At 38.3% G+C, this 11,942-nt stretch carries 11 protein-coding genes; 5 read left to right on the top strand and 6 right to left on the bottom strand.

Translation table 11 applies throughout. From position 1 onward, the window contains the following. The first annotated feature begins 246 nt into the window (after positions 1-246). Together HDC90_RS12690 and HDC90_RS12685 are read left to right on the top strand one after the other, a co-directional pair. On the top strand, positions 247-1,581 hold the full coding sequence (locus HDC90_RS12690; protein WP_184466879.1) for an NAD(P)/FAD-dependent oxidoreductase: 1,335 nt from the start codon (positions 247-249) through the stop codon (positions 1,579-1,581). A gap of 147 nt (positions 1,582-1,728) precedes the next feature. Further along, the gene (locus tag HDC90_RS12685; RefSeq protein ID WP_184466877.1) at positions 1,729-2,589 is read left to right on the top strand and encodes a hydroxymethylglutaryl-CoA lyase; all 861 of its coding nucleotides are present in this window, start codon (positions 1,729-1,731) and stop codon (positions 2,587-2,589) included. Positions 2,590-2,681: 92 nt separating this feature from the next. On the opposite strand, the gene HDC90_RS12680 is transcribed toward HDC90_RS12685, so the two are convergent. The 4 genes from HDC90_RS12680 to fbaA all read right to left on the bottom strand — a co-directional run bounded on the left by HDC90_RS12680 (position 2,682) and on the right by fbaA (position 5,572). Beyond that, the gene (locus tag HDC90_RS12680; protein ID WP_184466875.1) at positions 2,682-3,386 is read right to left on the bottom strand and encodes an energy transducer TonB; all 705 of its coding nucleotides are present in this window, start codon (positions 3,384-3,386) and stop codon (positions 2,682-2,684) included. A gap of 37 nt (positions 3,387-3,423) precedes the next feature. Then, positions 3,424-3,846: a GNAT family N-acetyltransferase gene (locus HDC90_RS12675; RefSeq protein WP_184466873.1), complete on the bottom strand. Its 423-nt coding sequence runs from the start codon at positions 3,844-3,846 to the stop codon at positions 3,424-3,426. Continuing rightward, positions 3,821-4,327, bottom strand: a complete 507-nt coding sequence (locus tag HDC90_RS12670) for a low affinity iron permease family protein (protein WP_184466871.1) — start codon at positions 4,325-4,327, stop codon at positions 3,821-3,823. The genes HDC90_RS12675 and HDC90_RS12670 overlap by 26 nt, the downstream gene beginning before the upstream one ends. Positions 4,328-4,492: 165 nt before the next feature. Next, entirely contained in the window at positions 4,493-5,572 is a 1,080-nt protein-coding gene (gene fbaA, locus HDC90_RS12665; RefSeq protein ID WP_184466869.1) for a class II fructose-bisphosphate aldolase, read from the bottom strand. A 310-nt stretch (positions 5,573-5,882) separates the two neighbouring features. Between fbaA and accD the strand changes: the two genes are divergently transcribed. From accD to HDC90_RS12650, 3 genes are all read left to right on the top strand, one after another. Beyond that, complete coding sequence (gene accD / locus HDC90_RS12660; RefSeq protein WP_184466867.1) at positions 5,883-6,728, top strand: acetyl-CoA carboxylase, carboxyltransferase subunit beta; 846 nt, start codon at positions 5,883-5,885, stop codon at positions 6,726-6,728. A 283-nt stretch (positions 6,729-7,011) separates the two neighbouring features. After that, positions 7,012-7,476 (top strand): YciI family protein, encoded by a 465-nt coding sequence (locus HDC90_RS12655; RefSeq protein WP_184466865.1) that lies wholly within the window; start codon positions 7,012-7,014, stop codon positions 7,474-7,476. Between the two features lie 156 nt (positions 7,477-7,632). Beyond that, on the top strand, positions 7,633-9,180 hold the full coding sequence (locus HDC90_RS12650) for a M20/M25/M40 family metallo-hydrolase (RefSeq protein ID WP_184466863.1): 1,548 nt from the start codon (positions 7,633-7,635) through the stop codon (positions 9,178-9,180). Between the two features lie 199 nt (positions 9,181-9,379). Here HDC90_RS12650 and HDC90_RS12645 read toward each other — a convergent pair whose 3' ends face one another. Together HDC90_RS12645 and HDC90_RS12640 are read right to left on the bottom strand one after the other, a co-directional pair. Beyond that, positions 9,380-10,384: a cytochrome d ubiquinol oxidase subunit II gene (locus HDC90_RS12645; RefSeq protein ID WP_184466861.1), complete on the bottom strand. Its 1,005-nt coding sequence runs from the start codon at positions 10,382-10,384 to the stop codon at positions 9,380-9,382. Between the two features lie 6 nt (positions 10,385-10,390). Next, positions 10,391-11,713, bottom strand: coding sequence for a cytochrome ubiquinol oxidase subunit I (locus HDC90_RS12640; protein WP_184466859.1), 1,323 nt, complete (start codon positions 11,711-11,713; stop codon positions 10,391-10,393). Between the last annotated feature and the right edge of the window lie 229 nt (positions 11,714-11,942).

Here is an 11,942-nt window from a genome sequence, read left to right as displayed (position 1 = left end):
CCAATTCTCAGGACAGGGAACATCTTTTGCCCATAAAAAAAGAAAAAGCTTCCTAAGCTGCTTGAAAAAGGGTTTTATTCATAGGAGGTTTATTTATTTTTAGCCAGTACGATAAAGCCACAAAATCACCCTTCGTCATGTCAACGTTATATCTTCGTTATTTAACCAGAATAACGACCAAAACCTCATTTTTTAAACCTTTTGGCCATCTTTTTGTTACATTAGCAATAGATAAACCGATACAAAATGGATTTACAACTTCCTAAAAGCGAATACCCTAGAGTAGTTATAGTTGGCGGTGGATTTGGCGGAATAGAGTTAGCTAAACGTTTAAAAAATAAGCCTTTTCAGGTGGTTATGCTCGATAAACATAACTATCATACTTTTCAACCCTTACTTTACCAGGTAGCTACAGGAGGTTTAGAAGCCGATTCCATAGCATTTCCCCTAAGAAAGATTTTTAAAGGTCAAAAGAACCTGATTTTTCGCGTAACCAAAGTTACAGAAGTTAACGCGGCTGAAAACTGTTTACAAACCGACATTGGTAGAATCAATTACGATTATTTGGTTATCGCCACAGGCTCTACCAGTAATTTCTTTGGTAATAAAGAAATCGAAGCCAATACAATGCCAATGAAATCCATTCCCGAGGCGCTGGATTTGAGAAGTTTGATTTTACAGAATTTCGAAAAATCACTGATCGAAAAAGATGTAGATAAAAAAAGTGCCCTGTTAAATTTTGTTGTAGTGGGCGGTGGTCCAACAGGTGTTGAAACCTCTGGAGCTATTGCAGAGCTTAAAAAGCATGTAATTCCGAACGATTATCCAGAAATGGATTTTAGGAAGGTGAATATTTACCTGATCGAAAATTCTCCAGAATTACTGGGTGTAATGTCGCCACAGGCACAGAAAAAAGCAAAAGATTTCCTTACCGATATGGGTGTTACCATCATGAACGAAACAAGGGTACTGGGTTACGACGGACATACGCTCACCTTACAGGATAAGGTACCAATTTTAAGTTCTACCGTAATTTGGAGTGCAGGTGTTAAAGGACAAGTATTAGCAGGTTTAGATAGAGCCGAAGTGGTAAGAGGCGGCAGATTGAAAACTGACTCGCAAAATTTAGTGGTGGGTTATCAAAATGTATATGCCATTGGTGATGTTGCCGCTATCATTGATGAAGAAACACCTAATGGTCATCCAGGAGTTGCGCCGGCAGCTATTCAGCAAGGGCATCATTTAGCGAAAAATCTGATCAACATCAGAGAAAATAAACCGCTAGAGAAATTTAAATACTTCGATAAAGGCTCTATGGCTACGGTAGGTAGAAATAAAGCTGTTGTAGATATTGGAAAAATCCGTTTTCAGGGCGTTTTTGCGTGGTTTACGTGGATGTTTGTACATTTAATGACATTGGTAGGCTTCAGAAACAAGATTATTGTTTTCGTAAACTGGGTTTGGAGCTACTTCAGTTATGATCGGGGAACCCGTTTAATTATCAGAACCTTTGCAAAAGATCGGAGTGTGGATTATAGAGATGAGTTACCAACAGCGAAAGAAGAAGTTAAGGTGCCATAGTCTTTAGTCTTTAGTCTTTAGTCTTTAGTCTTTAGTCTTTAGTCTTTAGTCTTTAGTCTTTAAGGTAACTTTAATGATAAAAATTTGTTTGCTGTTTCTTCTTTTCTTTGCGAAAAACTTTGCGCACTTTGCGGTTAAACCAAAAACATGAGCCAAAACAACTTCAAATTAGTAGAATGTCCACGCGATGCCATGCAAGGATTACATGATTTTGTTCCAACTGAACTTAAGGTTGAGTATTTGAACCTTTTGCTTCAGGTTGGTTTTGATACACTCGATTTTGGAAGTTTTGTATCGCCTAAAGCCATTCCACAAATGGCCGATACAGCTGAAGTTCTGGCGCAATTGAACCTAGGCAACACGAATACTAAACTTTTGGCCATTGTAGCCAATTTAAGGGGCGTAGAAAGCGCTGCAAAGTATCAGCAGATCGATTACCTTGGATTTCCCTTTTCTATCTCTGAGACCTTCCAACAACGTAACACCAATTCAAGTATCACACAATCGCTAAATACAGTACAAGAAATGCTCTCCCTTTGTGCTAAAAACAATAAAAAAGCAGTTGTTTATCTATCAATGGGTTTTGGAAATCCTTATGGTGATGAATGGAATTATGAAATTGTAGAAAAATGGGCCGATGTACTGGTGAGTAAAGGTGTGGAAATTTTATCGTTAGCTGATACTGTGGGTATTTCCACAGCAGAAAAGATAGAAAGCATATTACCTAAACTGATTTCGAGGTTTAACACTATTGAAATTGGTATTCATTTACACTCCACTCCTGCTGAGCGTTTCGAAAAGATAGAAGCTGCTTATCGTTCTGGCGTAAAACGTATTGATTCGGCTTTAAAAGGTTTTGGTGGTTGCCCCATGGCTGCTGATGACCTCACAGGTAACATTGCTACCGAAGATGTAATTGGCTTTTTGAATGCACAGGGAGAAAGTTTAAACCTTAATATGGATAAATGGAATGAGGCAATGGTTTTATCTGGGAAGGTATTTGGATAGATTTTTATTCCATGGAAAAACAGATAAAAAAAATCTGTGATTTCTATAACTCTGCTACTAGCTATTTTTTCTCAGAATATACGGGGATAGAATTATAAATTAAAGTTAAAAGGAAGAGAAAATTTCACACCAACAAATTCACCATTTTGTTTGCCAGGTTCCCATTTCGGCATTAGCTTTACAACTCTTATTGCCTCTGCATCTAATAATGGATGAATACTTTGTATAATTTCAGGATCAGTAACCTTACCTTCTTTCGTAACAACAAATCTAACAATCACTCTGCCTACCACGCCTTCCTTAATTAAAGCCGATGGGTACCTAACTTTTCTGGAAATAAAATCGAATAAAGCCTCTCTTCCACCTGGAAACTGTGGAACTCTCTCAATAATCGCTTTTGTTGCTTCTCCTGTTGTGCTATTGGTTATATTAACCAATTCATGTTCAGTTTTTAAATTACCATTACTGTCCCACTCGCGCTTCTTAATTATTTCATTATTTTTAAAGGTAGATTCAATACGCTTCTGACCATTGTCGTAGTACCAGATAAATTCTCCATTTTTAACTTCAGGATTCATAGATGAGTAAGTTCCTTCCATTTGTAAAGTTCCCGTATTATAAAAATCCTTAACTGAAAACGTTTCCTTTGATTTATTTTCTTCTACAACTCTATAATAGTATTTATTTGATTTATCTGTTTTAACCCATTTATTATCGAAATAAACGGTATCAATTTTCTGAGCTTTAGATAAAAAAGCAAGAGTCAATAGAAATGTTGAGAGTATTATTTTTTTCATTTATTATGTTTTGAATTGCAAATATAGTTTTCAAAATTCAAACCTGCTTCACCATTTTAAAATGCTGTATACCAGCCTCTTCAAATTGCTCTCCCTCTGCTACAAAACCGAATTTAGCATACAAACTCATGGCATCTAACTGCGAATTCAGGTAAATATAATGTGCATCTTCTGGCAGATCAGATAGCGCTTCGGCAATTAATGCCCGGCCAACCCCATGACCTCTAAAATCCTTTAAAACCGCAAAACGTTCCAATTTATAACCACTATCCGTTTTACGCCACCTGCACGCACCACAAGGCTGTCCGTTGTGTGTAGCCAAAAAATGCACCGATTCATCCTCATGTTCCCACTCCAGCTCAGGCGGGCAATTCTGCTCCTCAACAAAAACAATCTTACGGATCTCAAATACTTTATCTAAATCTTCGGGATGATTAACTTTTTGAACTTGCAGACTCATTATCGTGGTGTTTAAAGTGTTTATTCGATTTTAATTTAATTTCATTTAATGCCTCAGCAACATCAATTGAATGCGAGCAATGAATATCGGCCTCTTTTTTGGCAAGTGAGGCAATCGTAACGTAAAATTTGTGTAACTGATCCAAATCCTTTTCTGTTAAATCTTCAATATCAACCATGCGGTTACTGGCTTTTTCGTGCGCCGCAATTAACTCGTTTAGCTTCAATTGTATTGCTTTTCCATCCTTATTCTGGGCCTTTTGGATCAAAAAAACCATCAAGAAGGTAATAATCGTTGTACCTGTATTAATCACCAATTGCCAGGTTTCAGAATAGTTGAAAAGTGGGCCAGTTACCGCCCATATAATCACAATCGCAGTTGCTGCTATAAATGCAATAGAGCTGCCCGTAAATTTGGTTGCCGCATTTGCAAACCGCTCAAAAAAGTTATTTTTGCTGGTACCGTTTTTAGATTTTGCCATTACAATTTGTTTGCTTAAATATAACCATAAAACAAACAAAAGCGCCATAAGTTTTTAAACCCATGGCGCTTTCTTTGTTGTTAAAATGTTAAAAATGTTGCAAAGTTAAAATGTTAGCATACTCTAAACGTTAAAACCTTTCAACTTTCCAACCTTAAAACTGATTTACAGCTTATCGTTAACGTTAATACAGTTTAGATCTTCAAAAGCAGTAGTTAAACGCTTCACAAAAGCTTCTTCACCTTTACGCAACCAAACGCGTGGATCATAATATTTTTTATTTGGCTTATCATCGCCCTCAGGGTTACCAATCTGGCCTTGAAGATAAGCTTCGTTCTTTTTATAGTATTCTAAAATACCTTCCCAAAATGCCCACTGCATATCAGTATCGATATTCATTTTAATTGCACCGTAAGAAATTGCTTCCCTGATTTCTTCCTGAGTAGAACCAGAACCACCGTGGAATACGAAATTGATTGGTTTCTCTGCACTTAAGCCAAATTTTTCTTTGATAAAATCCTGAGAATTTTTCAAAATTACTGGTTGCAGTTTTACATTACCTGGTTTATAAACACCATGTACGTTACCAAAAGCAGCAGCAACTGTAAAACGAGGAGATACCTTACTCAATTCTTCGTAAGCATAAGCCACTTCGCTAGGCTGGGTATATAGTTTTGAGCTGTCTACATCGCTATTATCTACACCATCTTCCTCACCACCTGTAACACCAAGTTCGATTTCGATAGTCATATTCATTTTAGCCATGCGTGCTAAATATTTAGCAGAAATTTCCATGTTTTCTTCGATGGACTCTTCCGATAAATCCAACATGTGTGACGAAAACAAAGGTTTTCCGGTTTCAGCGAAGAATTTTTCGCCGTGGTCTAAAAGTCCATCAATCCAAGGCAATAATTTTTTAGCGGCGTGGTCGGTATGTAAAACCACGGCAACACCATAATGCTCTGCCAATAAATGTACATGTTTAGCTGCCGATACAGCACCTAAAATACATGCTTGCAATTTCTCATTATCTAAAGATTTGCCTGCATAAAACTGTGCACCTCCATTAGATAATTGAATCATAACAGGCGAATTTACTGCCTTAGCAGTTTCTAATACCGCATTTACCGTATTGGTACCGGTAACGTTTACTGCTGGTAAAGCAAACTGATGTTTTTTAGCCTGCTCAAATAATTCTTGAACGGCATCTCCGTAAATTACGCCTTTGTAGCCTTTTAAACTCATTTCTTGTTAATTTTATTAAGTCCGAAGTTATAAAAAAAAATAACATTCCAAGCTTTTCTTACCACAGAATTATTTGCCTAACAGCAAAATAAGGCCTATTTAGTGTAAAAAACACATTATCCTTAGTGTAATAAAGACACACCTCAGTTTTCAGTTCGCAGTTGCCAATAGCCAAATACCAGTATTCAATTACCTTCACAATTGACCACCTACTATCAGCCAACTAAGCATTGACTATTTTTACGTCTAATAAAGGTTCGACTTTATTTTATTTTTCGTTTCTTTGCAATCCAATTCTTCAAAAAATTATATGGCTTGGTTTAAGAGAGAAAAAAAAGGTATCATCACCACAACAGAAGAGAAAAAAGAAGCACCAGATGGCTTGTGGAATAAATGTCCGAATTGTAAAAAACCGCTACATCAGGCAGAACTTCAGGAAAACAAATATGTTTGCCATTACTGCGATTACCACCTGAGAGTAGGCTCAAAAGAATATTTCGAGGTTTTATTTGATAATAACGAATTTAAAGAGCTGTTCCCTAACCTAACATCGGGCGACCCTTTAAATTTTAACGATAATAAACCTTACACCGATAGAATTAAAGAAAGTCAGGCTAAAACAGGCTTAAAAGACGCTATCCGTGCTGGTGTTGGTAAAATCGAAGGACAAGACCTCGTAATCGCCTGTATGGATTTCGCTTTTATCGGCGGTTCTATGGGTTCGGTTGTCGGCGAAAAAATTGCGAGATCGATCGATTATAGTATCAAGCATAAAATTCCGTTCCTGATGATCTCAAAATCAGGTGGCGCACGTATGATGGAAGCCGCATTTTCATTAATGCAAATGGCTAAAACTTCTGCTAAACTGGCTTTATTAAGTCAGGCTAAAGTTCCATACATCTCTTTATTAACCGACCCAACTACTGGTGGTGTAACTGCATCATACGCTATGTTAGGCGATATTAATATTGCAGAACCAGGCGCACTAATCGGCTTTGCAGGTCCAAGGGTAATTAAAGAAACCATTAAAAAAGACTTACCTAAAGGTTTTCAAACTTCAGAATTCGTTCTTGAACACGGTTTCCTCGATTTTATTGTAGATAGAAGAGCCATGAAAGCTAAATTAGGTGCTTTTATTAAAATGATGAACAACTAGCTGGTTCAATAGTTCATTGGTCTGGGTGCCAAAAAACGAATTCATAATATTTAGGAAAGCAGGGCTTTAATAACATCGGTTATTTCAGTCCTGCTTTTTGCTTCAAGTCCTCGCTATACTCCGGGCTTTCCGCGGCAATCAGGTTTATTTAACATGAACCTGTGGTTCTTTTGAGAGATTTTCCTAGCAAGTGCTACAATCACCCCACCCAGCAGCCCCCCGTACAAAGGAGTGGAATACCACAATTTTTCTTATTTTTAAACTAACCAAACCGTAAACTAAAATGAAAAAGATACTCCTATTCATCTACCTGATTACCGTTACGCTCGCTATACAAGCACAGGAGAAAAAAACTAAAACCCCTTACGATGAAGCTTTGGCCAAAAAACTCGGTGCCGATAATTACGGTATGAAAATGTATGTGCTGGTTATTCTGAAATCAGGTACAAACACTACAGAAACAAAAGCAAGAACCGATAGTTTATTTGCAGGCCACATGGCTAACATGGGCAAAATGGTTGAGATGCAAAAATTGGTAGTTGCTGGGCCAATGGGTAAAAACGACAAAAATTATCGCGGCATTTTTATTTTAAACACCAAATCGATCGAAGAAGCCAAACAGTTATTGGAAAGCGATCCGGCAGTAAAAGCCAAATTACTGGAACCAGAATTATACAATTGGTATGGCTCTGCAGCGCTTTCAGAGTACTTGCCTTTTCATGACAAGATACAGAAGAGCAGCTTTTAGGCTTTTTGACCTTTGAGTTCAATGAATTCCATTAATGTCAGCTGGTAACAGCTGACACTACATCAAATTGCGACCCTACTCTTTCCATTAACATCATCCTAGCCCTTATTTCATAAATTAGCTTAACTAATAATCAACACTAACTAATAACTAATTATGAATAAAAAATTACTCTTTTCCGCATTATTTTTATGCGCTTCTACCTGTGCTTTCGCCCAGGATAAGAAAGTAATCGACAATATTGTTAAAGAAGTGAACGAAAATTCTCAATTGGAGAAACTCGCTCACGAATTGCTTGATGTTGTGGGGCCACGTTTAGTTGGATCGCCGCAAATGAAGCAGGCCAACGATTGGGCCGTAAAAAAATACAGCGACTGGGGCATCACGGCCAAAAACGAAAAATGGGGTGAATGGGCCGGCTGGGAAAGGGGCATTACACATATCGATTTAATAAGTCCACGGGTTAGAACCTTAGAAGGTACACAATTGGCCTGGAGCCCATCAACCAATGGCAAAGCCATTAATGCCGGAGCCATTATTCTTCCCGAAATTACAGATTCGGTATCTTTTCAAAAATGGTTACCAAATGTAAAAGGTAAAATCGTATTGATTTCGATGAACCAACTTTCTGGCCGACCAGAAAAAAACTGGGAAGAATTTGCCACAAAAGATTTATTCGAAAAGTTTAAAAAAGAAAAAGCCGATGCCGCTAAAGCATGGACAGCCAGCATAACCAAGACGGGTTTAACCGCAAAAACGCTTCCTGTAGCTATAGAAAATGCAGGTGCAGTAGCAGTAGTGATCAACAATTGGTCCCAGGGCTTTGGTGTAGATAAAATTTTTGGTGCAAATACTAAAAAGATCCCAACCTTAGATTTATCTGTTGAAGATTACGGCCTGGTTTACCGTTTGGCCTTAAATGGAGACAAGCCTAAATTAAGAATCGAGGCAGATTCCAAGAAATTAGGCGTAGTACCAACTTTTAATACAATCGCAGAAATTAAAGGCACACAGAAACCGAATGAATACGTGATGCTATCGGCACATTTCGATTCGTGGGATGGTGCAAGTGGCGCTACCGATAATGGCTCGGGTACTATTTTAATGATGGAAGCCATGCGCATTTTAAAGAAAATTTATCCTAACCCAAAACGCACCATTTTGGTTGGCCATTGGGGTAGCGAAGAGCAAGGCTTAAACGGCTCGAGGGCTTTTGTAGAAGATCATCCAGAAATTGTAAACAATCTTCAAGCTTTATTTAATCAGGATAACGGTACCGGCCGTGTGGTTAATATTGGCGGACAGGGTTTTGCCAAATCGAAAGATTACATTACCCGTTGGTTGGCCGCAGTACCCGATACCATTAAAAACCAGATCAAAACCAACTTCCCAGGTTCGCCTGGTGCAGGAGGCTCAGATTTTGCTTCATTTGTAGCTGCCGGGGCATTGGGTTATTCATTAAGTTCTACCAGCTGGGATTATGGCACATATACCTGGCACACCAATCGCGACAGTTACGACAAATTGGTTTTTGATGAAATTAAAAGCAATGTGATTTTAGCTGCCATTATGGTTTATATGGCTTCAGAAGATCCCGAAAAAACATCTACCGAAAAAGCTACTGATTTACCAGTAAACGAACGTACCGGAAAACCAGCAACCTGGCCGGCACAAACGAAATCGAATAGAAAAGGAGGTTTATAAATAAAGATTTTAAATCGTTTTATAAGAGAGCATTTGGAAACAGGTGCTCTTTTTTGTTATACACGCATCGTCATTTCGAGCGGAGCGCAACGAAGTCAAGAACCACGTCAGTACTCAGCAAAGCTAAATCTATTGAGGTAGATCTCCCTATTCCACTGCATTTCAGTTGAGATGACGATACTTTTGATTGACGTAATGCTTACTCCTCTTTCTTCTGAAATTTATAAAACAAGTACCCTAAAAAAGGCAAAATCAGCACACTGCCCAATAAAAGTGCTAAACCTAAACTATAAATGGTTTTTTCAGGTCCGGCAGTTTCTAAAAGCGAAATCGCATTTCCGCTTTTTAAACGGATAAAATTTGGGAAATGGGCATAACTTATTGCCAGGAGGATCATCGTTACCTGGAAGCCTGCTAAAATGCGTAGAACCTTCGTTTTGCCTTTAATTAACAGGTACCATAACAATACAAGGGATAAACTGGCCGAAATAATGGCCAATAAGCCGACATTGCTTTTAAAAACCCATTCAATTAACGGAATTTTATCCCGCTGTGCAGCAATAAATACCATTGCACCAAAAACTACAGCAGCCACATTCATAAATTCGGCTTTTTTAATAAAACGGCGTTTATCATGTGCTTCTTTTGTTTCACCTATAAGATAAATCGCAGCAAGAAAACCACATAGCGCGACAGTAAATAAGCCTACAGCAACAGAAAACCAGTTTAACCAGCCAGAAATATAGGCAGTGTAGAAATCGGTTGCCTGCGTATCGATATGCCCCGAGATTAAACTTCCTGCAATAATGCCGAGAAATAATGCGGTAACAAAACTCGAATACCTGAATATACGGTTATAAAACCACTGCATATCATCTTTAACAGCATCATAATGGCGAAATACAAAGGCAGTACCGCGCGCAATAATTCCAATAAGCATAATCGCCAATGGAATATGCAGATAAACAGACATGGTGGTATAAATATGCGGAAAACCTACAAAAAGGATTACAATGGCAATAATTAACCACATATGGTTTGCCTCCCAAACCGGACCAATAGCCTGATACATGGTTTTACGGGTTTTACTTCTGTTCTTTGTTGAAGTAAATAGTTCTATAATTCCAGCACCAAAATCGGCCCCACCCAATAAAAAGTAAAGCAGGATGGCCATGCATAAAAATATAATTACAACGTCTTTCATCTGTTCTTATTTATTAGATTCAGGATTATTGTACAATACAGGAACCATTTTAATCTGGCGGTAAAGCAAAAACGTTACGATAATGCTTAAAGAAATGTAAATTACCGAGAAGATATAAAATGAGTAAGCAATACCAGGCATCGGCGTAACGGCATCTTTAGTGCGCATAATACCATAAATAATCCATGGCTGCCTACCAACCTCTGTAACTACCCAACCAGCCTCTAAAGCGATGTAACCAAGCGGAATGGCCGCAACAAATAATTTCAACAACCAACGTTTCTCAGTTAGCGGTTTCTTTTTAAATAAAATGAAGAAATAAGTTATGGCTACTAAAAGTAGCAGCGTGCCAATTCCCACCATAATCTGGAAAGCATAATGGGTAATAGCCACTGGAGGATGTTCGTTTTCAGGAATCTGATCTAAACCTTTAACTTCAGCTTTGAAATCGCCATGCGCCAGAAAACTTAATGCCCCTGGTATTTCTATTGCACCTTTCACCGTTTTGTCTTTCTCGTTAACAATGCCACCAATTAAAAGCGGCGCAGGTTTTTCTGTTTTATACAACGCTTCCATTGCAGCAAGCTTAGCGGGTTGGCGTATGGCAACATCTTTTGCAGAGATATCGCCACTTAATGGCTGCAACAAAGCAGCAATGCAGGCAAATACAGCAGCTATTTTAAAAGCTTTTAAATGAAAATATGCATTTCTGTTCCGTAAGATCATTAAAGCGTGTACGCCTGCCACAGCAAATCCTGTGGCCGTAAATGCGGCTAAACACATGTGTAGTGCCTGACTAAACCAGGCTTTATTAAACATAGCCTGTATGGGATCGATATTAAGGTATTGTCCGTTTACAAAATCAAAACCTGCCGGACTATTCATCCAGGCATTTGCTGCAACTACCAATATACCGGAAGCAAGTCCACTTACTCCAACTACCATCCCTGTAAACCAATGGAACCATTTATTCAGTTTATTCCACCCGTATAGGAAAAAACCCAGCGCTATCGCTTCGATAAAAAAGGCTGTTCCTTCAAGTGAAAAAGGCATTCCGAATATCGGTCCGGCATGATCCATAAATTTCGGCCAGAGCAGGCCCAGTTCGAATGACAACATAGTACCCGATACCGCTCCTGTAGCAAAAAATATGGCCACCCCTTTACTCCAGGCTTTAGTAAGGTTTTTATATACCTCATTGTTTGTTTTAAGCCATTTATAATGCGATACGGCCATAAAGAAAGGCATTACCATACCAATACAGGAAAAAATGATGTGGAAGCCTAACGATAAGGCCATTTGGGAACGGGCTGCGATAAAATCATCCATGAGCTGTAGATTTTGAATTGTAACAAATATAGTTGTTAAACACTAAAGCCTACTGTAATTCAATGACGTTGAAAGAATTATTTTAAATATAGAACGTTTATAAATTGAAAAAAGATTTGGAAGGATGTATTATCGGAAGATCAAAATTTTATACCGCAGATAAACACAGGCGGATATCGTCATTTCGAGCGAAGTGCACCGCAGTCGAAAACCCGAAGGCTCAGCGAAG

The organism is Pedobacter sp. AK013, assembly GCF_014205835.1.
In the GTDB taxonomy this organism is placed as follows: Bacteria; Bacteroidota; Bacteroidia; order Sphingobacteriales; family Sphingobacteriaceae; genus Pedobacter.
Note: the sequence above shows the minus strand (reverse complement) of the source record. Positions and strands in the feature narration are given on the sequence as shown.

Excerpts from the sequence above, each read along its gene's own strand:
- HDC90_RS12645 (WP_184466861.1), bottom strand. The coding sequence starts at position 10,384 with ATGAAAGACGTTGTAATTATATTTTTATGCATGGCCATCCTGCTTTAC.
- fbaA (WP_184466869.1), bottom strand. The coding sequence starts at position 5,572 with ATGAGTTTAAAAGGCTACAAAGGCGTAATTTACGGAGATGCCGTTCAA.
- HDC90_RS12675 (WP_184466873.1), bottom strand. The coding sequence starts at position 3,846 with ATGAGTCTGCAAGTTCAAAAAGTTAATCATCCCGAAGATTTAGATAAA.
- HDC90_RS12685 (WP_184466877.1), top strand. The coding sequence starts at position 1,729 with ATGAGCCAAAACAACTTCAAATTAGTAGAATGTCCACGCGATGCCATG.
- HDC90_RS12640 (WP_184466859.1), bottom strand. The coding sequence starts at position 11,713 with ATGGATGATTTTATCGCAGCCCGTTCCCAAATGGCCTTATCGTTAGGC.
- HDC90_RS12655 (WP_184466865.1), top strand. The coding sequence starts at position 7,012 with ATGAAAAAGATACTCCTATTCATCTACCTGATTACCGTTACGCTCGCT.
- HDC90_RS12650 (WP_184466863.1), top strand. The coding sequence starts at position 7,633 with ATGAATAAAAAATTACTCTTTTCCGCATTATTTTTATGCGCTTCTACC.
- HDC90_RS12680 (WP_184466875.1), bottom strand. The coding sequence starts at position 3,386 with ATGAAAAAAATAATACTCTCAACATTTCTATTGACTCTTGCTTTTTTA.
- HDC90_RS12670 (WP_184466871.1), bottom strand. The coding sequence starts at position 4,327 with ATGGCAAAATCTAAAAACGGTACCAGCAAAAATAACTTTTTTGAGCGG.
- accD (WP_184466867.1), top strand. The coding sequence starts at position 5,883 with ATGGCTTGGTTTAAGAGAGAAAAAAAAGGTATCATCACCACAACAGAA.
- HDC90_RS12690 (WP_184466879.1), top strand. The coding sequence starts at position 247 with ATGGATTTACAACTTCCTAAAAGCGAATACCCTAGAGTAGTTATAGTT.